At 63.1% G+C, this 24,586-nt stretch carries 22 protein-coding genes; 12 read left to right on the top strand and 10 right to left on the bottom strand.

Features of this window, described 5'->3' with window-relative positions:
- Window positions 1-124: 124 nt before the first annotated feature.
- Window positions 125-1,471, top strand: coding sequence for a sigma-54-dependent response regulator transcription factor AlgB (gene algB, locus FS665_RS06065; protein WP_145184888.1), 1,347 nt, complete (start codon window positions 125-127; stop codon window positions 1,469-1,471).
- Entirely contained in the window at window positions 1,468-3,246 is a 1,779-nt protein-coding gene (locus FS665_RS06060; RefSeq protein WP_145184885.1) for a KinB sensor domain-containing domain, read from the top strand. The genes algB and FS665_RS06060 overlap by 4 nt, the downstream gene beginning before the upstream one ends.
- A gap of 18 nt (window positions 3,247-3,264) precedes the next feature.
- On the opposite strand, the gene FS665_RS06055 is transcribed toward FS665_RS06060, so the two are convergent.
- The 7 genes from FS665_RS06055 to FS665_RS06025 form a co-directional block, all read right to left on the bottom strand.
- Window positions 3,265-4,884, bottom strand: a complete 1,620-nt coding sequence (locus FS665_RS06055; protein ID WP_145184882.1) for an EAL domain-containing protein — start codon at window positions 4,882-4,884, stop codon at window positions 3,265-3,267.
- 81 nt (window positions 4,885-4,965) lie between these two features.
- Window positions 4,966-5,742, bottom strand: coding sequence for an N-acetylmuramoyl-L-alanine amidase (locus tag FS665_RS06050; protein WP_145184879.1), 777 nt, complete (start codon window positions 5,740-5,742; stop codon window positions 4,966-4,968).
- A gap of 65 nt (window positions 5,743-5,807) precedes the next feature.
- Window positions 5,808-7,757: a GGDEF domain-containing protein gene (locus tag FS665_RS06045; RefSeq protein WP_145184876.1), complete on the bottom strand. Its 1,950-nt coding sequence runs from the start codon at window positions 7,755-7,757 to the stop codon at window positions 5,808-5,810.
- A gap of 94 nt (window positions 7,758-7,851) precedes the next feature.
- Entirely contained in the window at window positions 7,852-8,706 is an 855-nt protein-coding gene (locus tag FS665_RS06040; protein WP_145184873.1) for an endonuclease/exonuclease/phosphatase family protein, read from the bottom strand.
- A gap of 11 nt (window positions 8,707-8,717) precedes the next feature.
- Window positions 8,718-9,353, bottom strand: a complete 636-nt coding sequence (dsbA, locus tag FS665_RS06035; RefSeq protein ID WP_145184870.1) for a thiol:disulfide interchange protein DsbA — start codon at window positions 9,351-9,353, stop codon at window positions 8,718-8,720.
- Between the two features lie 151 nt (window positions 9,354-9,504).
- Window positions 9,505-10,122 (bottom strand): cytochrome c, encoded by a 618-nt coding sequence (locus tag FS665_RS06030; protein ID WP_145184867.1) that lies wholly within the window; start codon window positions 10,120-10,122, stop codon window positions 9,505-9,507.
- Window positions 10,123-10,153: 31 nt separating this feature from the next.
- Window positions 10,154-10,456: a cytochrome c5 family protein gene (locus FS665_RS06025; protein WP_145184997.1), complete on the bottom strand. Its 303-nt coding sequence runs from the start codon at window positions 10,454-10,456 to the stop codon at window positions 10,154-10,156.
- A 193-nt stretch (window positions 10,457-10,649) separates the two neighbouring features.
- On the opposite strand from FS665_RS06025, the gene yihA reads away from it, so the two are divergent.
- Window positions 10,650-11,282, top strand: a complete 633-nt coding sequence (gene yihA, locus FS665_RS06020; RefSeq protein WP_145184864.1) for a ribosome biogenesis GTP-binding protein YihA/YsxC — start codon at window positions 10,650-10,652, stop codon at window positions 11,280-11,282.
- Window positions 11,283-11,592: 310 nt separating this feature from the next.
- Here the strand turns inward: yihA and polA are convergent, their stop codons facing one another.
- On the bottom strand, window positions 11,593-14,340 hold the full coding sequence (gene polA, locus FS665_RS06015; RefSeq protein WP_145184861.1) for a DNA polymerase I: 2,748 nt from the start codon (window positions 14,338-14,340) through the stop codon (window positions 11,593-11,595).
- Window positions 14,341-14,414: 74 nt separating this feature from the next.
- Between polA and FS665_RS06010 the strand changes: the two genes are divergently transcribed.
- Both FS665_RS06010 and FS665_RS06005 read left to right on the top strand, forming a co-directional pair.
- The gene (locus tag FS665_RS06010; protein WP_145184858.1) at window positions 14,415-14,702 is read left to right on the top strand and encodes a DUF2782 domain-containing protein; all 288 of its coding nucleotides are present in this window, start codon (window positions 14,415-14,417) and stop codon (window positions 14,700-14,702) included.
- Window positions 14,703-14,772: 70 nt separating this feature from the next.
- On the top strand, window positions 14,773-15,723 hold the full coding sequence (locus tag FS665_RS06005) for a homoserine kinase (protein ID WP_145184855.1): 951 nt from the start codon (window positions 14,773-14,775) through the stop codon (window positions 15,721-15,723).
- A gap of 18 nt (window positions 15,724-15,741) precedes the next feature.
- Here the strand turns inward: FS665_RS06005 and FS665_RS06000 are convergent, their stop codons facing one another.
- On the bottom strand, window positions 15,742-16,650 hold the full coding sequence (locus FS665_RS06000; protein ID WP_256675013.1) for a zinc ABC transporter substrate-binding protein: 909 nt from the start codon (window positions 16,648-16,650) through the stop codon (window positions 15,742-15,744).
- Window positions 16,651-16,716: 66 nt separating this feature from the next.
- Here FS665_RS06000 and zur point away from each other — a divergent pair, with 66 nt between their 5' ends.
- The 4 genes from zur to FS665_RS05980 all read left to right on the top strand — a co-directional run bounded on the left by zur (window position 16,717) and on the right by FS665_RS05980 (window position 19,582).
- Window positions 16,717-17,202 (top strand): zinc uptake transcriptional repressor Zur, encoded by a 486-nt coding sequence (zur, locus tag FS665_RS05995; protein WP_145184849.1) that lies wholly within the window; start codon window positions 16,717-16,719, stop codon window positions 17,200-17,202.
- Window positions 17,199-17,972 carry a zinc ABC transporter ATP-binding protein ZnuC gene (gene znuC / locus FS665_RS05990; protein WP_145184846.1) on the top strand — a complete coding sequence of 258 codons (774 nt, stop codon included), beginning with the start codon at window positions 17,199-17,201 and terminating at the stop codon, window positions 17,970-17,972. Before zur ends, znuC begins: the two co-directional genes overlap by 4 nt.
- Window positions 17,965-18,747: a zinc ABC transporter permease subunit ZnuB gene (znuB, locus tag FS665_RS05985; RefSeq protein WP_145184843.1), complete on the top strand. Its 783-nt coding sequence runs from the start codon at window positions 17,965-17,967 to the stop codon at window positions 18,745-18,747. The genes znuC and znuB overlap by 8 nt, the downstream gene beginning before the upstream one ends.
- A gap of 127 nt (window positions 18,748-18,874) precedes the next feature.
- Complete coding sequence (locus tag FS665_RS05980) at window positions 18,875-19,582, top strand: PA5502 family lipoprotein (RefSeq protein WP_145184840.1); 708 nt, start codon at window positions 18,875-18,877, stop codon at window positions 19,580-19,582.
- Between the two features lie 43 nt (window positions 19,583-19,625).
- Here FS665_RS05980 and katE read toward each other — a convergent pair whose 3' ends face one another.
- Entirely contained in the window at window positions 19,626-21,770 is a 2,145-nt protein-coding gene (gene katE / locus FS665_RS05975) for a catalase HPII (RefSeq protein WP_145184837.1), read from the bottom strand.
- 224 nt (window positions 21,771-21,994) lie between these two features.
- Between katE and FS665_RS05970 the strand changes: the two genes are divergently transcribed.
- The 3 genes from FS665_RS05970 to FS665_RS05960 all read left to right on the top strand — a co-directional run bounded on the left by FS665_RS05970 (window position 21,995) and on the right by FS665_RS05960 (window position 24,508).
- Window positions 21,995-23,002 carry a methionine ABC transporter ATP-binding protein gene (locus tag FS665_RS05970; RefSeq protein ID WP_145184834.1) on the top strand — a complete coding sequence of 336 codons (1,008 nt, stop codon included), beginning with the start codon at window positions 21,995-21,997 and terminating at the stop codon, window positions 23,000-23,002.
- Complete coding sequence (locus tag FS665_RS05965) at window positions 23,002-23,673, top strand: methionine ABC transporter permease (protein WP_145184831.1); 672 nt, start codon at window positions 23,002-23,004, stop codon at window positions 23,671-23,673. The genes FS665_RS05970 and FS665_RS05965 overlap by 1 nt, the downstream gene beginning before the upstream one ends.
- Before the next feature lie 64 nt (window positions 23,674-23,737).
- On the top strand, window positions 23,738-24,508 hold the full coding sequence (locus FS665_RS05960; protein WP_145184828.1) for a MetQ/NlpA family ABC transporter substrate-binding protein: 771 nt from the start codon (window positions 23,738-23,740) through the stop codon (window positions 24,506-24,508).
- Window positions 24,509-24,586 lie beyond the last annotated feature (78 nt).

The raw sequence follows: 24,586 nt of genomic DNA, 5'->3' as shown, positions 1-24,586 counted from the left end.
GCCTTTTTAGCCACTGTTCAGCCATTGGCTAGCATGCAAAGGACAGAATCCTTCACAATTGACCGTGCAACTTGCCCGATTTTTCCCACACTAAATAAAGATCTATCTCGGAGGAGCAGAGGAAATGGAATCAGCCCAGGAAAACAAAGGCCGCATTCTGCTGGTGGATGACGAGTCCGCGATCCTGCGCACCTTCCGTTACTGCCTGGAAGACGAGGGCTACAGCGTGGCCACGGCGAACAGCGCTGCCCAGGCTGAAGCCCTGCTGCAACGCCAAGTCTTCGATCTGTGCTTCCTCGACTTGCGCCTGGGCGAGGACAACGGCCTCGACGTGCTGGCGCAAATGCGTATCCAGGCGCCGTGGATGCGGGTCGTCATCGTCACCGCGCACTCGGCGATCGACACCGCTGTCGATGCCATCCAAGCGGGCGCCGCCGATTACCTGGTCAAACCCTGCAGCCCGGACCAACTGCGCCTGGCCACCGCCAAGCAACTGGAAGTTCGCCAACTCTCGGCACGCCTGGAAGCGCTCGAAGGCGAAGTGCGCAAGCCCAAGGACGGTCTGGACTCCCACAGCCCGGCGATGATGGCGGTACTGGAAACCGCCCGGCAGGTGGCCACCACCGACGCCAACATACTCATTCTGGGTGAGTCGGGCACCGGCAAGGGCGAGCTGGCCCGCGCCATTCATGGCTGGAGCAAGCGGGCGCGCAAATCATGCGTGACCATCAACTGCCCTTCGCTCAATGCAGAATTGATGGAGAGCGAGCTGTTCGGCCATACCCGAGGCGCCTTCACCGGCGCCAGCGAAAGCACCCTCGGGCGCGTCAATCAGGCCGACGGCGGCACCCTGTTCCTCGATGAAATCGGCGATTTCCCGCTGACCCTGCAGCCCAAGCTGCTGCGTTTCATTCAGGACAAGGAATACGAGCGAGTCGGCGACCCGGTGACCCGCCGCGCCGACGTACGGATTCTGGCCGCCACCAACCTGAACCTGGACGACATGGTGCGCGAAAACCGTTTCCGTGAAGACCTGCTGTATCGAATCAACGTCATTACCTTGCACCTGCCTCCGTTGCGTGAACGCAGCGAAGACATCCTCACCCTGGCGGACCGCTTCCTGGCCCGTTTCGTCAAGGAATACTCGCGTCCGGCCCGCGGCTTCAGCGAAGAGGCGCGCAGCGCGCTGCTCAACTATCGCTGGCCAGGCAACATTCGCGAACTGCGCAACGTCATCGAACGGGCCAGCATCATCTGCCCGCAAGAGCGCGTGGAGATCACCCACCTGGGCATGGGCGAGCAGCCGACCGGCAACGCCCCGCGGGTTGGGGCGGCTCTCAGCCTGGATGAACTGGAGCGCGCGCACATCGGGGCGGTGCTGGCTGCCAGCGACACACTCGACCAGGCCGCGAAAACCCTGGGCATCGATGCGTCGACCCTTTATCGCAAGCGTAAGCAGTACAACCTATGAAGTTGCAGATGAAGCTGCGCACACGGCTCTTCCTGAGCATCTCTGCACTGGTTACCGTGGCGCTGATGGGCTTGCTGCTGGGGCTTGTGAGCGTCCTGCAAATGAGCGCAGTGCAGCAGCGCTCGGTGCAAGAGGCCACTCATTCGCTGGAAATCGGCCTGAAATTACGGCAGAACCTCGGCGATCAGCTGGTTTTGTTGCTGGATACCGACACTACGCCAGACAGCCTGCGCGTGCTGCAAGACAACTTCCAGGCGTTGCTCGACCAGGGGCTGGAACAGGACGGCGACCGCACCGGCTTCAAGAAAGCCAGCCGCAACTACCAGGCCTTCTTGCAGGCTTATCGCGAAACGCCCGATGCTGCCAGGAGCATGGGCGTGGAACAGCCCTTGGGCGCAGCCTTCAACCAGGTGCGCACCGACCTGCTCGATTCACACAAACAAGCGCTCGAGCACATCACCGATACCGAACAACACACCCGTGACCGTGCTCTGCTGGTCAGCGGCCTGTTGGGAGTGATGGGGCTGGTGGTGCTGGTGTTGGGCTTCGTCACCGCGCACAACATCGCCCGCCGCTTCGGCCAACCGATCGAAGCGCTGGCCAAGGCGGCGGACCAGCTTGGCCAGGGGGATTTCGAAATCACCCTGCCGGTCACCCACGCCGCCGAGCTGGGCCAGTTGACCCGCCGCTTCGGCATGATGGCTGAAGCCCTGCGCAAGCATCAGGCGACCAACGTCGATGAACTGCTGGCCGGCCAGCAGCGCCTGCAAGCTGTGCTCGACAGTATCGACGATGGTTTGTTGATCATCGATCGCCAAGGTCACCTGGAACACCTCAACCCGGTGGCCCAGCGGCAGTTGGGCTGGACCAGCAGCCGCGTAGGCAGCCCCCTGGCTGAGGCGCTTCAACGCCCTGAACTTGAGCAGCAACTGCGCCAGGTGCTGCGTGGCGGCAGCCTGGACCGTCCCCCGGACGACCTGAGCATCGAAGTGGATGAAGAAGCGCGCCTGCTGACCTACAGCCTGACCCCGGTGAGCCACCCTCAGGGCCCAATCCTGGGCGCGGTGATGGTGCTGCATGACGTTACCGAGCAACGCGCCTTCGAGCGTGTGCGCAGCGAGTTCGTGCTGCGCGCCTCTCATGAACTGCGCACGCCGGTCACAGGCATGCACATGGCCTTCGGCCTGCTGCGCGAGCGCCTGAAGTTCCCGCCGCAAGCGCGCGAAAACGACCTGCTGGAAACCATCGGCGAGGAAATGCAGCGCCTGACCCAGCTGATCAACGACTTGCTCAACTTCTCGCGCTACCAGAGCGGCCTGCAAAAGCTCGAGCTGGCGCCTTGCAGCCTTGACGAACTGCTTGACCGGGCACAGGCGCGTTTCAGCGAGCAGGCCATGAACAAGCACATCGAGCTGGTCAAGGCGGTGGAGCCGCCATTGCCGCGCATTCAGGCGGATGTCGCGCAACTGGACCGGGTGCTGGACAACCTGCTGCACAATGCCATTCGCCATACCCCCGATGGCGGTCACATCCGTTTGCACGCCCGTCGTCATGCCGAACGAGTGATCATCAGCGTCGAAGATGATGGCGAGGGCATCGCCTATGGCCAACAGGGGCGGATTTTCGAACCGTTCGTCCAGGTTGGCCGCAAGAAGGGTGGTGCCGGGCTAGGGCTGGCGCTGTGCAAGGAGATCGTGCAGTTACATGGCGGGCGCATGGGGGTGTTCTCGCGTCCGGGGCAGGGTACGCAGTTCTACATGGCGCTGCCGGTCTGAGGATGTCGCGCGGGCGGCTCACGGTTCATCATCGATGCGTGCCCGCCGCGGCCAACGCCCGCGGGTGACGAGCTCGGCAAACTGCCGGGCATTGAGTGGCCGAGCGAACAGCCAGCCCTGGCCATAGTTGACGCCCTCACTGCTGAGCAGTTCGGCCTGCTCTTCGCATTCGATGCCTTCAGCGATCACGCGCAAGTGCAGGTCATGGGCCATGCGGATGATGTGTGGCGCGACGCCACTGCTGGCAGCGTCGTGACCCAGGGCGTCGATGAACGCCTTGTCGATCTTCAGACAGTCCACAGGCAGGGTCTGCAAGTAAGCCAGGCTGCAATAGCCGGTACCGAAGTCATCGATCAGCACCTGATGCCCCACAGCCCTGAGCGCCTCGAGGTTGTCCCGTGCCACCACGACGTCGATCAGCCCCCGCTCGGTGACCTCGAAGGCAATCTGGTTGGCCGAGACCCGGTGCAGTGCCAGCAGGCGTGCCGCCACGCTGCCGATGCGCGGCACCATGACGTCGCACGCTGCCAGGTTCACCGAGATGTACAGGTTGCGGTGCGAGCGCAGCAACTGGCCGAGCTGCTCCAGCACCCGTTGCAGAACGAAATCGGTGATCTGGCGGATCTGCCCGGTGTTCTCTGCCAGCGGGATGAACAGCTCGGGGCTGGTCAGGGTGCCGTCGGGGCGACGCCAACGGACCAGGGCCTCGGCGCCGACACAACGGCGGCTGTCCAGTTCGATGATGGGTTGGTACAACACCTGCAACTCGCCGCGACGCAGCGCACTTTGCAGCTCGGAACTCATCGAGCGGCGTTGCTGAATCAGTTGAAACACCAACCAGCCAATCAAGCAGGATGCCAGCACGCTGCCGGGAAACAACAGCCACAAGGTGCCATTCATGCGCAGCGGCAGGCTAGCCCGTGGCGCGATCAACACCAGCTGGTAGTCCGGCGATTTGGTCGGCATGCGATAGACCAGACGATCGCGCAGCTCGAACAGCGACTTCTGGCTGGTTGCGGACCAATCGCTGGTCGGTGGCCAGGCCTGCGGAGGGCCGAGCACCGGGATCGCCCGTGCGCCGTTATCCAGCACCACCAACAAGCTACCGCCCGGCGGCAGGTCGACCACATCCGTGAGATGACCACGGGAGGTGGATACCAGAAAGTTGCCGCGCGCCAGCATCAACGCCGCCAGGTTTTCGTTGGGTTCGGTCGTTGTGTTGAGCCAGTAGCTGTAGGTCGGGCCTTGCAGGTCAGGCGCGCGGGTGGGCACGAACGCTCGCGCCCCGCCTCGGTTGGAGCAGGCGACCGTCGCGTCGACATAAGCGGCCTCATAAATGAACCGCGAACTAAGCCCCACTTGCTGCAGCACCGCGAACATCGCCGGGTTGCAGCCGCGTACCGGTTGCGCCTGAAGCTCGTCGACGCCCTCGCGCAGTTGGCCGAACACCTGCTCCAGGCGCTCGAGGAAGCGCTCGCCCTGGGCGTTCATCTGCGCGCTTTCGCTTTCTTTCATCTGCTGCAGGGCAATACCGATGCTGGCCGTGAGCAATACGGCAGCGCTGGCCAAGGCTGCCAAGGTGGCCAGCATCCAGGGACGGTAAAAAAATTGGCGCAACGCAGAAATCAGGGCAGACATGGGCAGCATCCAGTTGATAACTAAGGTATAGCAACTGAAATGAGAAACGCTCTGCCGTTTGGCGCTCCGCTGGTGTTGCGATCAGCGCATGCGGTTCAGCACCTGCAACATGGCTGCCGTCTGTGCATCCGGCGTGCCGTCGAAGCGCTGCGGACGAAAACGCATCTGGAACGCGGCGATGACATGACGGGTGGCCACATCCAGCTCGCCGGTCTGTTCCAGGGCGTAGCCGAACCGCGCCAGTTCCTGCTGATACCAGCCGATCGTGGGCGGGTTGGCGCTGAAGTAGGCTTGCTCACGGGCCACCGCGCTGGCGTCCGGCCAGATCCCCAAGCCCGCATCGGCCAGACGTTTCCACGGGAACAGTGGGCCTGGGTCGAGCTTGCGCAATGGCGCGATGTCGCTATGGCCGACGATGTGCCGCGGCTCGATGCCGTTGCGCTTGACGATGTCCTTGAGCAAGGCGATCAACGACTGGATCTGCGCTTCACTGTACGGATACCACACTCGGCCGTTGGCGGTGTCATCGAACCCGGGATTGACGATTTCAATGCCGATCGAGCTGGAATTGAGCCAGGTGCGACCTTGCCACTGGCTGTCGCCGGCATGCCAGGCCCGACGGTTTTCGTCGACCAACTGGTACACCGTGGCTGGCCCGTCGCCAATCAGGTAGTGGGCGCTGACCTCGCCATGGGTCAGCAGCGCCAAAGAGCGCTCCAACGAGGCGTTGGTATAGTGCAGGACGACGAACTGAATCCGGTTGTCGTGGTTTGCCGAGGGGTGGTTGCGGTCGATGCGCAGGCCGGTCGAGCAACCGGCCAGGGCAAGCATCAGCAGTACGGAAACGAGCGCTTTCATGGGGAGAGCCAGTCGGGTCGGACAATGATCCGACAGCATAACGTATGCATCACCGAGCGACTCGCTCAGCTTTGTTCCACTCGATTGCGGCCCTGCTCCTTGGCGCGGTAAAGCGCTTCATCGGCGCGCTTGAGCACCTGGTCGCCGCGCTCGCCCGAGCGGAACACGCTGACACCGATCGAGGTGGTGATGACTACCCGCTCGCCTTTGAAATGAAAGGGACACGCTTCAATGGCGCTGCGCAATACCTCACCGACCTGGGCGGCGGCTGCGGGCGGCGTCTGCGGCAGCAACAGGACGAATTCCTCGCCACCAAAGCGGGCGATGAAGTCCCGTGGGCGCAGCCGTTTGCGCAACTGGTCGGCAACGATCTTCAGCACTTTGTCTCCGGCCAGGTGCCCGTAGCTGTCGTTGATGCGCTTGAAATGATCGAGATCGAGGATGGCCATGGCCAGGTGCCCGCCGTTCTCTTGCCAGTCGTGAATCTCGCGCTCGACCTGCTCCGCCCAGGCCGCGCGGTTGGGCAACCCAGTCAGCGGATCGATCAAGGCCTTTTGCCGCTGCTCTTCCAAGTGTTCGCGGTAGCCCAGGGCCTCCTGTTCCATGCTCGCCACTCGCTCGGCCAGCCCCTGCAGACGCCCGGCCAGTTCCTGCTCGCGACGATCACGCTCGTGCTGGTGATCATCCATGGTGCCCAGCAAACCTTCCAGGCGGCTTTCCAGGATGGACTTGAGGCTGTCGACATCGGCGGCGCCCTGAACGCTGCTGTGCAAGCCATCGACCTGTTCGCGCAACTGGCTGTCCAGCTCGCGTGCGGCAGAGCTGTTGTCGGCATGACCGGCGCTGGCTTCGTGCAAGTGGCTCTGAAAGCCCTCAAGACGCTCGTTGAGTTGCTGCAAGTAGGTTTCGAATTCGTGCTGCCCGCTGTCGGTTATGGCCAGCATCAACACCGCCAGGTCATCGAGCACCGGGATCAGCTCATACCAGTTCAGCCCGCGCGCTACCCGCTCGCGCATCTGCAACGCTTGAGCCTTGTGCCGCTCGGGCAGGCTGAGATCGTCCAGCAGGCCGATCAGGGTGTGTTCGATATGCGCGGCGACTTGGCTGTAGGGCGGCTCGACGGCGTCGGGGAGGGCGTAGGGGCCATCTTCTTCGATGGCCTGCTCGGGGGCCAGCGGCGCCGGCATGGCCGCAGGCGCTTGCGTAGAGAGCAGCTCCCCAGCGTGCGTGACCGGCATTTCAGCATCGCCAGGCACCTCGAACTGCACAGCATCGGCATCGCTAGCGGACTCAGGCTCGTTCCTCGCCGACACAGGGCCGACGTCCGTCGCCTGCGGCGGCTCGCCGGCCGTACCCGGCAACGGCTGCAGCTCGTCGGCATCTGCTGGGGGCAGATCGACCAGCACTGGCCCGGCAGGTTGCGTCTGATTCTCCTCAGCTGACTCCGGGACAACGGGCGCGGGCTCACCTGCCTCGCCCGGCTGCTCGCTGTCACGCGCACCGAACAGACGCTGCAGGAAACCTGGGCGGGTCTCGTCGTCAGGTCTGCTCAGGGCTGAGAGCGCCCGGCCTTGCAGACCGCTCAGTTCTCCCAGCAAGGGCGGCAATTCCCGCGACTGCGCCACACCGCCGTCGAGCTTTTTGGCCAGTTTTTTCAGCGGACGGGCCACTTCACCGGGCAACGGCAACCCCTGCAGCTGCGTCACCAGGGCATTGAGCGCATCGCTGACCTGGTTCATGCGGGTTTCGCGACGCTGTTCGGAGTCCAGCACGGCTTTTTCCAGGCGCGGGATCAGCCCGGCCAGGCCCGCGTCCATATTGTCGCTGCGAATGACCTCGCGCATTTCCTTCATGCACTGGTCGACGATCTTGTCGCTACCTTCGGCCGCCAGGGTGCTGCGCACCAGGCCACGGCGCAGCAGGTCGAGACGTGCATTCCAGCGACGCTCGAGCTTTTCTTGTTGTTCGATGCTTTTGAGGTATTTTTCTTTCCAGCGCTCGGCTTCTTCGGTCATGCCTGCATCCGCAACGGGTAATGCAACTGGGGTGTGATTACACGCTGTCGGCGTGCCCGGCAAACACTTGAGCAGGGGCTGCGATTTCGCTGATCTAGCTCAAGACCGGCAGCGTATCCACAGTCAGTGCGTCAGGCAATCGGATCTCCACGGCCACCGGAAGATGGTCGGAGATCGGCTGCGCCAGTACCTCGACCCGCTCCAGGGTCAAGCTCGGGCTGAGCAGAATATGATCCAGACAGCGCTGCGGACGCCAGCTGGGAAAGGTGGCCTCGACCTGGGGGGCGATCAGGCCCAGATCGCGCAGGGGCGAATGGTCGAGCAGGTCGGTGGCGTGGGTGTTCATGTCGCCCATCAGCACCTGATGGCGATAGCCACTGATCAGGTCGCGGATGTAGGCAAGTTGCAAGGCGCGGGTCTTGGCCCCCAGGGCCAGGTGCATGACGACCACGATCAGCGCATCTTCACCTTCGCCGAAGCGCACCAGAATCGCCCCGCGGCCGGCAGGCCCCGGCAGCGGATGGTCTTCGATGTGTTGCGGCTTCAGACGGCTGAGCACGCCATTGCTGTGTTGGGCAAAACGCCCGAGGTTGCGGTTGAGCTGCTGGTACCAATAGGGAAACGCGCCTAGCTGGGCCAAGTGCTCGACCTGATTCACGTAGCCGGAGCGCAGGCTGCCGCCATCTGCTTCCTGCAGTGCCACCAGGTCGAAGTCGTGCAGCAACTGACCAATCTTCTGCAGGTTACCCGCCCGGCCGTGGTGCGGCAGCAGGTGCTGCCAGCTGCGCGTCAGGTAGTGCCGATAGCGCTCGGTGCTGATACCGACCTGGATGTTGAAGCTGAGCAGCCGCAGCCGACCATCTTCCGGCAGGCTGGCGGCCTGCACGTGATGCTCGTTGACCTGCGGCTGATGCAGGCCAATGCCACGCGCGGTGCGGAAGCGGCGCATGGGTTCGCCGCTTACTTAGCGGCGCGCTCCTTGGCGATCAGTTGGTCGGCGACGTTCAGCACGCCTTCCGGCCCACCGGCAGTACCCAGGTCGAAGCGGTACTTGCCATTGACCACCATGCTTGGAACGCCGGTGATTTCGTACTTCTTCGCCAGCTCTTTGGCCTGGTTGACCTGGCCCTTGATGGCGAACGAGTTGAAGGTGGCGAGGAACTTGTCCTTGTCGACGCCCTGAGTGGCGAGGAAGTCGGCCATGTCCTGCGGGTCAGTCAGGCGCTTGCGCTGGTTCTGGATGGCATCGAAGACCGCAGCATGCACCTTGTGCTCCACGCCCATGGCTTCGAGGGTCAGGAACATCTGGCCGTGGGCGTCCCATGGGCCGCCGAACATGGCCGGTACGCGCTTGAAATTGACATCCTGTGGCAGTTTTTCGGCCCAAGGGTTGATGGTCGGCTCGAAGTGATAGCAATGGGGGCAGCCATACCAGAACAGCTCGACGACCTCGATCTTGCCTGGCTGGGATACCGGAACAGGGTTGCTCAGCTCGATGTATTCCTTGCCGGCGGTGGCCGGCTCGGCAGCCTGGACGGCCGTCATCCCGAAGACGCTGGCAGCGACCAGCGCGGCGCTGAGAATCAGTTTACGCATGCTTTACTCCTGAGCATTGATTGGTCGCCTCGACGCGACCGTGCTGAGACGGCGGCGAAGGGCCCGAGTTCTGTAGTGTAACGGCTGCGGACAGAAAAAAGGGCGGTCCGCACCGCCCTTTCATCATTAGCGCTGCTGCATTAACTCAATGTTAATGCAGGCCCTGGATGTAGCTGGAGAGCGCTTCGATGTCGTGGTTGCTGAGCTTGCTGGCGATGGTCCGCATGATCATCGCATCGCCATCGTTGCTGCGGTTGCCCTCGCGGAAGTCGGTCAGCTGCTTGCTGGTGTACTGCGCATGCTGGCCGCTGAGGTGAGGAAAACCTGCCAGGGCGATGCCGGCGCCGTTCGGCGAATGACAGCCGATGCAGGCTGGCATGCCCTTGTCCAGGTCGCCGCCGTTGAACAGGGCGCGACCACGCTCCACCAGCTTGGGGTCGGCGGCGCCGACGCTGGGTTTCTGGCTGGCGAAGTAGGCGGCGATATCGGCCAGGTCCTGCTCGCTGTAGGCATCGAGCATGCCGGTCATTTCCAGCACGGTTCGTTTGCCCGACTTGATGTCGAGCAGTTGTTTTTCCAGGTAGCGCGGGCCTTGGCCTGCGAGTTTCGGGAAGTTGGGTGCCAGGCTGTTGCCGTCGGGGTTGTGGCAGGCGCCACAAACGGCAGTCTTGGCCTGGCCGGCAGCGGCATCGCCTACAATGGGTTGCGCAGCAGTGGCCGCACCCGCGACACCCAGGGTCAACAGCAGACTCACGACAAGTTTGTTCATCAGCTAATCCAACACGGCTAAGGGTGAAATGTTATGTATCGGGACTGCCGCTCATCCAAAGGATGACCAAACGGTAGTCCTCGGCACTGCAGTCCATGCACAATCCACGCGGCGGCATAGCCTTGAAACCCTGGGTGACGTGCGTAACGAGTCGCTCCATGCCTTGCGCCAGTCTCGGCTCCCAGGCTGCCGCATCACCCTTCATGGGTGCCTGGGGCAGCTGTCCGGCGTGACAGGCCGCACACGTGCGGTTGTACAACACCTCGGGATCCTGTGTAGCCTGTGCGCTGAAAACCGGCAGGAACACACCGACAGCTAGCAGGCGTTTCGCGATGCGCAACGACCTGACAGGGTTGGGGAACGCGCTGCGTTCTGATGCGCGAGCTCTGGTTCGACTCCCCATGCTCATTCGTCCATGCAAGATGAATGAGCACACAAAAACTGGGGCATTATATACTTCCGCCAGCCAAACGGAAACGACACCGCTTGCCAGCCTAGGCTTTGGCAACACCCACATCGGATATCCCATGCAAGTCAAGAACCCCATCCTCGGCCTCTGCCAGAAAGCCAAATTCGCCTTGAGCGCTGCCAAGGTCGAACAATGCCCGGACGACCAGGGCTATGAGGTGGCATTCGCCGGCCGCTCCAATGCCGGTAAATCCAGCGCCCTCAACACCCTGACGCATGCCAGCCTGGCGCGCACCTCAAAAACCCCAGGGCGTACCCAGCTGTTGAATTTCTTCAGTCTGGACGATGAACGGCGTTTGGTCGACCTGCCGGGCTATGGCTATGCGAAAGTCCCGATCCCGCTCAAGCAGCACTGGCAGAAGCACCTGGAGGCCTACCTGGGCAGCCGCGAGTGCCTGCGCGGCGTGATCCTGATGATGGACACCCGGCACCCGATGACCGACTTCGACATGATGATGCTCGATTGGGCCAAGGCCAGTGGCATGCCCATGCACATCTTGCTGACCAAGGCAGACAAGCTGACCCACGGTGCCGGCAAGAACACCTTGCTCAAGGTCCAGGCCGAAATCCGCAAGGGCTGGGGCGATGGCGTGACCATCCAGCTGTTCTCGGCGCCCAAGCGCCTGGGCCTGGAAGAAGCCTACCGCGTGCTGGCAGATTGGATGGAGCTCGAGGACAAGCCGGCAGCCTGACATCGGGGCGGGCGCCTGCTCGAATCGCAGGCAAAAAAAACCCCGGACTTCGTATGGGGAGGGGGAAGTTCGGGGTTCAAGTCTGGACCGCTAGGGCGGGGTCCAGGTATCTGCCAACACTTAACACAACATAGGAGCATCGAAAGGCTTCACCAGCCATTCAGTACTTCTGAGTCCCGCTTCACCGGTTTAGTTCCTGAGCCCTGAAAACTATTTGCGATAGTTTCATGAACCGCCCGAACTAATGGCATCAAGCCATGCAGGATCCACGTTAGCGCGCCGCAGATCCTACACACCTTCGCCGCTTCAATCAGTGAGCTTCGTCCCAATTCGCGCCGATACCTGCCTCAACCACCAGCGGCACGTCCAACTGCGCGGCGTTGCTCATGTGCGCACGGATCTCGGCATTGACCTGCTCGAGCAGGTCCTCGCGGACCTCCAGCACCAGTTCGTCGTGCACCTGCAGGATCACCCGGGCATCCAGGCCACTCTCGCTCAGCCAGTTATCGACGTTGACCATGGCGCGCTTGATGATGTCGGCCGCAGTGCCCTGCATCGGCGCGTTGATCGCGGTGCGCTCGGCGCCCCGGCGCAGGGCTGGGTTCTTAGCGTTGATATCCGGCAGGTACAAACGGCGCCCGAACAAGGTTTCGACAAAGCCTTGCTCGGCGGCCTGGGCACGGGTGCGCTCCATGTAGGCGAGCACGCCTGGATAACGGGCGAAGTAGCGGTCGATGTAGTCCTGGGACTGCTTGCGGTCGACCCCGATCTGCTTGGCCAGGCCAAAGGCGCTCATGCCGTAGATCAGGCCGAAGTTGATGGCCTTGGCACTGCGCCGTTGGTCATTGCTGACCTCCTCCAGGGCCACGTTGAAGACCTCGGCAGCGGTCGCCCGGTGCACGTCCAGGTCGTTGCGGAACGCATGCAGCAAGCCTTCGTCCTTGGCCAGATGCGCCATGATGCGCAGCTCGATCTGCGAATAGTCAGCCGCCAGCAGCTTGTAGCCGGGACTGGCGATGAACGCCTGACGGATGCGTCGACCTTCGGCCGTACGGATCGGGATGTTCTGCAGGTTCGGATCGCTCGAAGACAGACGGCCAGTGGCGGCCACCGCCTGCTGATAGGAAGTGTGAATACGCCCGGTGCGCGGGTTTATCTGCAGCGGCAGTTTGTCGGTGTAGGTGCTTTTCAGCTTGCTCAGGCTGCGGTACTGCATCAGCACTTCAGGCAGCGGATAACCCTGCTCGGCCAGCTCGTCGAGCACGGCCTCGGCGGTAGACGGCTGACCCTTGGCGGTCTTGCTCAGCACCGGCATGCCCAGCTTGTCGTACAGGATCGCGCCCAGCTGCTTGGGCGATCCGAGGTTGAATTGCTCGCCTGCCAGGGAGTAGGCGCGCTGCTCGAGCTCGGCCATCTTCACGCCCAGCTCGCCACTTTGCACCTGCAACAAGGCGGCATCGACCAGCGCGCCCTGGCGCTCGATCTTGGCCAGCACCGGCACCAGTGGCATTTCAATGTCCATCAACACGGTCTGCACGCTGGGGGTTTGCGCCAGACGCGCCTGCAAGGCCTGGTGCAGGCGCAGTGTAATGTCCGCGTCTTCGGCGGCATAAGGGCCAGCCTTGTCCAGGTGGATCTGGTTGAAGGTCAGCTGCTTGGCGCCACGCCCGGCAATGTCTTCGAAGGCGATGGTGCTGTGGCTCAGGTATTTCTGCGCCAGGCTGTCCATGTCGTGACGCGTGGCGGTGGAATTGAACACGTACGATTCGAGCATGGTGTCGTAGGCCACGCCGCGCATATTGATGGCAGGCGAGCCGTTGGCCAGGATGTTGATATCGTACTTGGCGTTTTGCCCGACCTTGGCCTTTGCCGGATCCTCGAGCAAGGGCTTGAGCGCCAGGAGCACCGCTTCGCGGTCGAGCTGGGCCGGAGCGCCGTCATAGTCGTGGGCCAGGGGAACGTAGGCGGCTTCATGCGGCTCGACGGCGAACGACACGCCAACCAGCTGCGCCTGTTGCGCATCCAGGCTGGTGGTCTCGGTGTCGAAGGCGAACAGCGGCGCCTCGCGCAGTTTCTGCAGCCAGGTGTCGAAACGCGTCTGGTCGAGAACGGTTTCGTACTTCGGTTCGACGTTGGCGGCCGGCTCGGCCACAGGCCCTATGTCATCACCGACCTGCGCTGCGTCGCGCTGCACATCGGCGATCCAGGTCTTGAATTCCATCTCGGTGTACAACGCCAACAGCGCTTCGCGGTCGGGCTCGGTGCAGACCAGCGCTTCGACTTCGACGTCCAGGGGCACATCGCACTTGATGGTGGCCAGCTCGTAGGACAGGAACGCCGCTTGGCGATGCTCCTCGAGTTTGGCCGGCAGCGACTTGGCGCCACGGATCGCCAGCGTCGGGACCTTGTCCAGGTTCGCGTACAAGTCGCTCAAGCCGCCGCCGATGCCAGTCAGCAAACCCACCGCGGTCTTTTCGCCAACGCCAGGAACGCCGGGAATGTTGTCGACCTTGTCGCCCATCAGGGCGAGGAAGTCGATGATGTGCTCAGGGCCCACGCCAAACTTTTCATGCACCCCGGCCACGTCCAGCACGCTGCCGGTCATGGTGTTGACCAAGGTGATGTGTCCGTCCACCAACTGGGCCATGTCCTTGTCGCCGGTCGAAATGATCACTGGCCGCTGCTGCGCTGCGCTGCTGCGGGCGAGGGTGCCGATCACGTCGTCCGCCTCGACGCCTTCGACGCACAAAAGCGGATAACCCAGCGCCTTGACACTGGCGTGCAGCGGCTCGACCTGTACGCGCAAGTCATCGGGCATGCTGGGGCGGTTGGCCTTGTAATCGGCGAACATGGCATCGCGGAAGGTCCCGCCCTTGGCGTCGAAGACCACGGCGAACAGGCTGTCGGGGTATTGCTTGCGCAGGCTCTTGAGCATGTTCAACACACCTTTGACCGCACCGGTGGGCATGCCCCTGGACGTAGTCAGCGGCGGCAGCGCATGAAAGGCGCGGTAGAGGTAGGAGGAACCGTCCACCAGGACGAGGGGCGCTTGGCTCATGAGCAGAATCAACCTTTTCGGCGGGTCCGGAGCTAGAATAGCCGGATCAATGACGACAAAGGGACTAGGTTATCATGCGTTCACTCAATCGCCTGTTACTGCTCGGCCTGTTGGCAACGCTGCCGGTCGTCACCCTGGCGGCGGACGACGCCCCCTCGGCCGATCCCGAGGTAACCATTCGCACGGAAGGCGATAAAACCATCCAGGAATACCGACAAAACGGCTTCCTGTATGCGATCAAGATCACGCCGAAAAACGGCAAGCCGTATTTCCTGGTCCGCGCCGATGGCTCCGACGGCAATTTCATTCGTTCCGACCAACCGGACATGCTGATTCCGTCCTGGAAGATCTTCGAGTGGTAATCTGACGCGCGCACCGTTCACATCAACCCGGCACTTCCCAGCGGAGTGCCCGTATGGGCTTTTTTTCATCATGTCAGTCTTCACCCCCGTGACCCGGCCTGAGCTGGAAACCTTTCTGGCGCCGTACGAGCTGGGCCGTTTGCTCGACTTCCAGGGCATTGCCGCCGGCACCGAGAACAGCAATTTCTTCGTCAGCCTCGAACAGGGGGAGTTCGTCCTGACGCTGGTCGAGCGCGGTCCGGTCGAAGACATGCCGTTCTTCATCGAACTGCTGGACGTGCTGCATGAGGCCGAGATGCCCGTTCCCTATGCACTGCGTGATCGCGACGGCAACGCCCTGCGCGAGTTGTGCGGCAAGCCGGCCCTGCTGCAGCCGCGGTTGCTCGGCAAGCACATCAAGGCGCCAAACGCCCAGCACTGCGCGCAGGTGGGTGAATTGCTGGCGCACATCCACCTGGCAACCCGCCAGCGCATCATCGAGCGCCGCACCGACCGTGGACTGGACTGGATGCTGGCAGCCGGTGCCGAGCTGCTGCCGCGCCTGAGCGCTGAACAAGCCACCTTGCTGCAGCCGGCGCTCGACGAGATCGTCGCGCACAAGGCGCAGATCCTGGCGCTGCCGCGGGCCAACCTGCATGCCGACCTGTTCCGCGACAATGTGATGTTCGAAGGTACCCACCTGACGGGTGTGATCGATTTCTACAACGCCTGTTCCGGCCCGATGCTGTATGACATCGCCATCACCGTCAACGACTGGTGCCTGGATGAGCACGGCGCCATCGACCTGCCGCGCGCCCAGGCGCTGCTGGCGGCCTACGCCGCCTTGCGCCCATTCACCGCCGCAGAAGCCGAGCTGTGGCCGCAAATGCTGCGGGTAGGTTGCGTGCGCTTCTGGCTGTCGCGCCTGATTGCGGCGCAATCGTTCGCCGGAATGGACGTGATGATTCACGACCCGAGCGAGTTCGAAGTCCGCCTGGCGCAGCGCCAGCAGGTGGCGCTGCGCCTGCCCTTCGCGCTCTAGCGGCAGTTTGCCGCTGCTTCACAGCTGTTCGAGGCAGCCTGCGAGGTCACTACTGAGTTTCTCGAGCAGGCGCTCGTAGCCTTTGGCATCGACCGGATCGGTGCCGCCCAGGGCATCCAGCTCGGCCAGGCGCACTGGCAGCCCGGCCGTCAGCGTCTCGGCCAGACGCGGCCGCAACGGTGGCTCGCTGAACACGCAGGTCTTGCCCACTTCCTGCAGACGCTTGCGCATCGCGGCCACGTGCTGGGCACCGGGCTGGACCTCCGACGCCACGCTGAAGACACCCGTGTGCTGCAGGCCATAAGCGGACTCGAAATAATCGAAGGCTTCATGGAAGACGAAATACGGCTTGCCGGCAATGCCAGCCACGCGCGTCTTGATCCGCGCGTCCAAAGCGTCCAGTCGGTCATTGAACGCCTTCAGGTTGCCTTGATAACGCGCAGCGTTGGCCGGATCGATTGCCGCCAGGTCGGCAGCCATCTTGCCTGCGATCACGCGGGCGTTGAGCGACGACAGCCAAAGGTGGGCATCGAGGCTGCCCGGGCGATGGTCATGGTCGTGGTCATCGCCGCCAGCTTCGTCATGAGAATGGCTGTCTTCGCCGAAATGGCGCAAATGCATGCCCTCAAGCGACTGCACCGCGACCGTCGGCTTGCTGCGGCTGCCCAGCACACGTGGCAGGAAGCCCTCCATATCCGGCCCGATCCAGTACAGCAGATCGGCGCTGCCAACGCGCCGCACGTCCGAGGGACGCAGCGCGTAATGGTGCGGCGAGGCGCCGGGTGGCAATAGCACGTCCGGGCTGCCAAGGCCGTCCTGCACAGCGGCGGCGATCTGCTGCAGCGGTTTGATGCTGGTCAATACCTTGACCTCTGCATGGGCAGAGCAGGCGATAAAAGCGACAAAAAGTACAAGGAATCGGGACACGTGGAATACTCGACTCGTCAGAAACAGGTAACATAATAACGTCTCTATCCAGAACCGTCGCTGCCCATGTCCATCACGCCGCTGGCCCACCGTCCCCATGACCATTCCCACTGCGTCCACAGCGCGCTGGCTGAAGCCGATGCGCTGTGCACCCGCCAAGGCTTGCGCCTGACCGCGTTGCGCCGGCGGGTGCTGGAGCTGGTGTGGCAGAGCCACAAGCCGCTGGGCGCCTACGACATCCTTGCCGTGCTCAGCGAGCAGGACGGCCGCCGGGCAGCCCCGCCCACGGTGTACCGCGCGCTGGACTTCCTGCTGGAAAACGGCCTGGTTCACCGCATCGCCTCGCTCAACGCCTTCATCGGCTGCAGCCACCCGGAGCATGTGCACCAAGGCCAATTCCTGATCTGCCGGGAATGCCACGTGGCCATCGAGCTGGAACAGGACAGCATCAGCGGCGCGATCATCGCCAGTGCCAAGGATGTCGGCTTCAGCGTCGAGACGCAGACGGTTGAAATCGTCGGCCTGTGTGCCAACTGCCGGAGCGCAGCATGAGTGATGCCCTGATCCGCCTTGAGCAGGTCGGCGTCAGCTTTGCAGGCGAGGCCGTGCTCGACAGCATCGACCTGGCGGTGTCGCCCGGCCAGATCGTCACCCTGATCGGCCCCAACGGTGCCGGCAAAACCACCTTGGTGCGTGCCGTGCTCGGCCTGCTCAAACCCCATCGCGGCAAGGTCTGGCGCAAGCCCAAGCTGCGTGTGGGCTACATGCCGCAGAAGATCCAGGTCGATGCCACCTTGCCGTTATCGGTGTTGCGCTTCCTGCGCCTGGTGCCCGGGGTTGACCGCGCAGCGGCGGTGGCGGCACTGCAAGAGGTGGGCGCCGAGCAGGTCATCGACAGCCCGATCCAGACTGTCTCCGGCGGCGAGATGCAGCGGGTGCTGCTGGCCCGAGCGCTGCTGCGCGCGCCGCAGCTCCTGGTGCTGGACGAGCCGGTGCAAGGCGTCGACGTGGTTGGCCAGACCGAGCTCTACAACCTTATCACCCGTCTGCGTGATCGCCACGGCTGCGGCGTGCTGATGGTCTCCCACGACCTGCATCTGGTGATGAGCGCGACCGACCAGGTGGTATGCCTGAACCGTCATATCTGCTGCTCCGGTCACCCCGAGCAGGTCAGCAACGACCCAGCCTTCGTCGAACTGTTTGGCCAGAATGCGCCAAGCCTGGCCGTTTATCACCACCATCATGACCACAGCCATGACCTGCACGGCTCGGTGGTCACCCCCGCCCCCCATGTCCACGGAGAACATTGCAAGCATGGCTGATTTTCTTCTTTACGCCCTGCTCGCTGGTTTGTCCTTGGCCGTTGTAGCAGGTCCGCTCGGCTCGTTCGTGGTCTGGCGGCGCATGGCGTATTTTGGCGACACCCTGTCCCACGCGGCGCTGCTTGGGGTGGCCATGGGCTTCGTGCTGGACGTCAGCCCGGCCCTCGCGGTGACCGTGGGCTGCCTGCTCCTGGCGATCCTGCTGGTGACCTTGCAGCAACGCCAGCCCCTGGCCTCCGACACGCTGCTGGGCATTCTCGCCCCCAGTACCCTGTCGCTGGGGCTGGTTGTGCTGAGCTTCATGCACGACGTACGCATCGACCTGATGGCGTACCTGTTCGGCGACCTGCTGGCGATCAGCCCCACCGACCTGGCCTGGATCCTCGGGGGTAGTGCCTTGGTGCTGCTGCTGTTGGCGGCACTGTGGCGGCCATTGCTTGCGGTCACCGTGCATGAGGAACTGGCCACGGTCGAGGGGCTGCCGGTCGCCGGTTTGCGCATGGCCCTGATGCTGTTGATTGCCGTGGTGATCGCCGTGGCCATGAAAATCGTCGGCGTGCTGTTGATCACCTCGCTGTTGATCATTCCCGCCGCTGCGGCGCAGCGTCACGCCCGCTCACCGGAACAGATGGCCCTGGGCGCCAGCCTGCTCGGGGTGACGGCGGTCTGCGGCGGCCTGGCGCTGTCCTGGTTCAAGGACACCCCGGCCGGGCCGTCGATCGTGGTCTGTGCAGCAGTGCTATTCTTGCTGAGCCTGGCCCTGCCCAAACGCTGACAAGGCGGGTGCCCTGTGCTGCACCCTGCAACCTTTTACCGGGTAAAGGGTCTGTAAGACTTGTTTTCGAGCGTGCGCACCTGGGTGTAGACTTGCTCGCTTTTTGCGCAAATAGAGAGCCGCAGGAATGAAGCTGTTCGCATCCCGTTATCTGCTTGTTGCCGCGTTTTCACTGTTCCTGGCCGCGTGTTCGCACGCCCCGGTCGAGCAGGCCGCTGCGCCCGCGCAAGCGGACCCCTGGCAGCAGTTGCAGCAAAGCATCGCCAGCAATGAATTGGCCACCGCTGAAGACCAGCTCGCCGGCCTGCAAGCGCAAGCGCCCGCCGATGCGCGACTTGAGCAGTATCAACGACAGCTGGCCGAGGCCTATCTGAAGCGCAGCCAGATCGTGCTGCAGAAAGGCGACGTCAATGCCGCAGCCACCGCCCTGGCCCGGGCCCGCGCACTGATGCCCCAGGCGCCAGCGGTTACCGGCGGCAACGCCATGCACGAGGCGCGCAAGGCAGAGCTCGAGAAAGCCGAGGCAGCGCTCAAGGCGGCCGAATCCAAGCCCCAGGCCCGTGTCATCGACCCCACCGCGCCGAGCACCGTCATCGCCTTGAAAACCACCGACCTGCCAGCCATGCGCCGACAGCTCGACGAAATCGCCAAGGATGTCGTCAATTATCAATGTGAGGTGGTGTTCCAGGTCCCGCGTACGCAAGACGCGCCGTGGCTCAAGACCCTGTTGGAAAAACGCGTGCACAAGCTCGACAGTGAGTTCGCGCTGAAACAGAAGCACCAGATCCAGCGTTCGCTGCCGGCGCAGGTGGTGCTGGTGCCGCACCAGCAATAAGGCCGAGGCGGGGCAAGCTGGCTTGCCCCGCGCTTGGCTGGCATCAGGCAGGAATGGCTTCAGCCGCTGCCTCACGCTCCCACACACGGTGACCCTCGACGGCCTTGACGAAGGCGTCGACGGTCTTCTGGTCGTCGCCGAGCAACAGCCCCTTGTCTTCCTTCAGGCCCAGAGCATCGACCAGGGACTTGGCCTCCTTGGCAAAGCCGATCGCCTTGAGGTGCTTGTAGGCTTCGAGCAGGAAGTGCTTGGCCAGGCCACTGGCGGCCATGGCATCTAGCGACGCCTTGCCTCCCGGCACCACGACACCGTCGAACATGATCGAAGGCATGCCTTCCATCGAGGCGTCGACCGGCAGTTGCTTGCCATCGGCTGTTTTCACTGGTGCCGAGGTCGGGCCGAGCAGCAGGATACGCGCGCTGTGCGCCTCCAGCGCCTTGACCAGGCGATCGACCGCCGTGCCATCCACGCCGTTGGCGACCAATACCGCGATCTTGCGCCCCTTGATGCCGACCACACCGAGATGATTCATCTGGCTCAAGGCTGGTGATTTCGCCAGTTGGCTGCCCTTGACCTGCACAGTACCGGCCGTGGGTGCTGGCAGGCCGAGGTTCTCCGCCACCGCAGCGGCCAGCTTGAGGTCGATGTTGGCCAGAATCTCATTAACCTGACGCGCGCGGATGTGCTCGCGCTCGACCTTGCCCAGCTCGAAGCTGTAGGCCTTGATGATGTGCTGCTGCTCGGTCGGGCTCATGCTCTGGAAGAACAGGCGCGCCTGGGAGAAGTGATCGCTGAACGAATCGCTGCGCTGGCGGATCTTGTGCGCGTCGATGCGTTCCTGGTAGCTCTCGAAACCACCATCCTGCGCCGCTGGCGGCGTCTCCTTGGGCCAGCCGCCATCGATCGAGTTGGGCTCGTAGGAAGCACGCCCCTTGTGCACGATGTGCTGATGCATCGCATCGCGCTGGTTGTTGTGGTTCGGCGCCACCGGCTGGTTGATCGGGATCTGGTGGAAATTAGGCCCGCCCAGACGGCTGATCTGCGTGTCGGTGTAGGAGAACAGGCGACCCTGCAGCAACGGGTCGTTGGTGAAGTCGATGCCTGGCACGATGTGGCCAGGGCAGAAGGCGACCTGCTCGACTTCAGCGAAGAAGTTGTCCGGGTTGCGGTTGAGCACCATCTTGCCCAGCGGCGTCACCGGCACCAGCTCTTCCGGGATGATCTTGGTCGGGTCCAGCAGGTCGAAGTCGAACTTGTGCTCGTCGGCTTCGGCAACGATCTGCACGCCCAGCTCCCATTCGGGATAGTCGCCGGTTTCGATGGCTTCCCAGAGGTCACGGCGCTGGAAGTCGGTGTCCTTGCCCGCCAGTTTCTGCGCCTCGTCCCACAGCAGTGAATGCACGCCCTGACGGGGTTTCCAATGGAATTTGACGAAGCTGGCCACGCCTTCGGCGTTGATCAGGCGGAAGGTGTGCACGCCAAAGCCTTCCATCATCCGCAGGCTGCGCGGAATCGCCCGGTCGGACATGGCCCAGACCACCATGTGCGCCGACTCGGGCACCAGTGAGACGAAGTCCCAGAAGGTGTCATGGGCCGAACCGCCAGTGGGGATCTCATTGTGCGGCTCAGGTTTTACCGCGTGCACGAAATCGGGGAATTTGATCGCGTCCTGAATGAAGAACACCGGCATGTTGTTGCCGACCAGGTCGAAGTTACCTTCGTCGGTAAAGAACTTCACCGCGAAGCCGCGGACGTCACGCACCGTATCGCCCGAGCCGCGCGGGCCTTGCACGGTGGAGAAGCGCACGAACACCGGAGTCTGTTTTTCCGGGTCCTGGAGGAAGCCAGCCTTGGTCAGCTCGGCATGCTTGCCATAGCTCTGGAAGTAACCGTGAGCACCCGTACCACGGGCATGCACGATACGCTCAGGGATGCGCTCGTGGTCGAAGTGCGTGATCTTCTCGCGCATGATGAAGTCTTCAAGCAGCGAGGGGCCGCGGGGGCCGACCTTGAGCGTGTTCTGGTTGTCGGCGATGCGCACGCCCTGGTTGGTGCGCAGCGCTTGGCCGGTGGCATCGCTACGGGCTTTCTCCAGCGCCTGCAGCTTGGCGTTGGTATTGGCGCGGTCTGGGGTGTCGGTGCCGGCGAGCTGGCTCTGTTTCGGCGAATCCGGGTTCTTGCTGGGCATCTCGGCTCTCCTTATCAGTCATCAGGCGTGCCCTCGTCGGGCTCGTTCTACTAATGACTGGGGCGCCCCGCTGAGCGTTCAATCGGGATTACCGGTTGTCGTGATATGCCCTAAGGATTGGTGGATGACGAAATAAATGCTAAGAACAGCCAGTGGAAAAGGCTAAAATGCGCGACCCAGCCAACCGCTGACCCCAATTCCATGCGCCCCACAAGGTTCGCTACGTGATCGAGTTCCAACGAGTACACAAGACCTACCGCGTCGCCGGTAGGGAAATCCCCGCACTGCACCCGACCAGCCTGACCATCGATAACGGCCAGGTGTTCGGCCTGATCGGCCATTCCGGTGCCGGCAAGAGCACCTTGCTGCGCCTGATCAACCGCCTTGAAGAACCTTCCGGCGGCACGATCATCGTCGACGGCGAAGACGTCACCGCGTTCAACGCCAGCCAACTGCGCGGCTTGCGCCAGCAAGTCGGGATGATCTTCCAGCACTTCAACCTGCTGGCGTCGAAAACCGTGGCCGACAACGTCGCCCTGCCATTGACCCTGGCCGGTGAATTGTCGCGCAGCGAGATCGACCAGCGCGTCACCGAACTGCTGGCCCGGGTCGGCCTGCAGGACCACGCGCGCAAGTACCCGGCGCAGCTGTCCGGCGGGCAGAAGCAGCGGGTCGGCATTGCCCGCGCGCTGTCGACCAACCCGAAGATCCTGCTGTGCGACGAGGCCACCAGCGCCCTCGACCCGCAGACCACGGCTTCGGTGCTGCAGCTGCTGGCCGAGATCAACCGCGAACTGAAACTGACCATCGTGCTGATCACCCATGAAATGGACGTGATCCGCCGTGTCTGTGACCGCGTGGCGGTGATGGACGCCGGCCAGATCGTCGAGCAAGGCTCGGTGGCCGATGTGTTCCTGCACCCGCAGCATCCGACCACCAAACGCTTCGTCCAGGAAGACGAACAGGTCGATGAAGGCGAGCAGCGCGACGACTTCGCCCACGTGCCAGGGCGCATCGTGCGCCTGACGTTCCAGGGCGATGCTACCTATGCACCGCTGCTGGGCACCGTGGCGCGCGAGACCGGCGTCGACTACAGCATCCTGGCCGGGCGTATCGACCGCATCAAGGATGTTCCCTATGGCCAGCTCACCCTTGCCTTGATCGGCGGGGACATGGAAGCGGCCTTCGCCCGCTTCACGGCAGCTGATGTACATATGGAGGTACTGCGTTGATGGACGCTCTGAATTTCTTCGCCAACGTCGACTGGTCCGAAATCTGGCTGGCCAGCGTCGATACCATGATCATGTTGTTCGGCTCGCTGTTCTTCACCGTGCTGCTGGGCTTGCCGCTGGGCGTGCTGCTGTTTCTCTGCGGGCCGAAGCAGATGTTCGAGCAGAAGGGCGTGTACGCCTTGCTGTCGCTGGTGGTCAATATCCTGCGGTCGCTGCCGTTCATCATCCTGCTGATCGTGATGATCCCGATCACCGTACTGATCACCGGCACTTCGCTGGGCGTCGCCGGGGCCATCCCGCCGCTGGTCGTCGGCGCCACGCCGTTCTTCGCACGCCTGGTGGAAACCGCATTGCGGGAAGTGGACCGCGGCATCATCGAGGCTACCCAGTCGATGGGCGCCACCACCCGGCAGATCATCACCAGCGCGCTGTTGCCCGAGGCCCGTCCGGGTATCTTCGCGGCCATCACCGTCACCGCCATTACCCTGGTGTCCTACACCGCAATGGCCGGTGTGGTCGGTGCAGGCGGTCTTGGCGATCTGGCGATCCGCTTCGGCTACCAGCGCTTCCAGACCGACGTGATGGTAGTGACCGTGGTGCTGTTGCTGGTGCTGGTGCAGATTCTGCAGAGCGTGGGCGACAAACTGGTCGTGCATTTTTCCCGTAAGTAACCCCAATGGGGTCGGCCTGGCCGACCCGTTCGGGGGCCGTCGCGGCCCTCACAAGGAGTGATTCATGAAGAAGCTGCTTGCTGTTGTCGCCGCTGTCGCGGCCTTCTCGGCCAATGCCGAGTCCCTGACGGTCGCCGCCACGCCGGTGCCACACGCCGAGATTCTCAATTTCGTCAAACCGCAGCTGGCGAAACAGGGCGTGGAGCTCAAGGTCAAGGAATTCACCGACTACGTGCAGCCGAACGTGCAGGTGGCGGAGAAGCGCCTGGATGCCAACTTCTTCCAGCACCAGCCTTACCTGGATGAGTTCAACAAGGCCAAGGGCACCGACCTGGTCAGCGTCACCGGTGTGCACATCGAACCGCTGGGCGTGTATTCGACCAAGCTCAAGAAGCTCGATGAGCTGCCATCGGGTGCCACCGTGGTCATCCCCAACGATGCCACCAACGGCGGCCGTGCCCTGCTGCTGCTGGACAAGGCCGGGGTCATCAAGCTCAAGGACAGCAGCAACATCCTGTCCACCGTCAAGGACATTGCCGAGAACCCCAAGAACGTCAAGTTCCGTGAGCTGGAAGCGGCGACCATCCCGCGCGTGCTGACCCAGGTCGATGCCGCCTTGATCAACACCAACTACGCCTTGGAAGCCAAGCTGAACCCTGAGAAGGACGCCTTGGCCATCGAGGGCAGCGATTCGCCGTACGTGAATATCCTGGTGGCCCGTCCGGACAACAAGGACGCGGACGCGATGAAAAAACTCGCGGCGGCGCTGCATTCGCCTGAAGTGAAGCAGTTCATCACCGAGAAATACAAAGGCGCCGTGGTACCGGCCTTCTAAGCCGCACCACGCTCGCTCAAAAAGCAGCGCGGGCAGACCGGATCGGCGGTTTGCCCGCGCTGCTTTTTTGCGCGTCGG

Origin of the sequence: Pseudomonas sp. URMO17WK12:I11, assembly GCF_007677725.1 — a bacterium.
Taxonomy (GTDB): Bacteria; Pseudomonadota; Gammaproteobacteria; order Pseudomonadales; family Pseudomonadaceae; genus Aquipseudomonas.
This window is presented reverse-complemented; position numbering and strand designations above follow the sequence as displayed.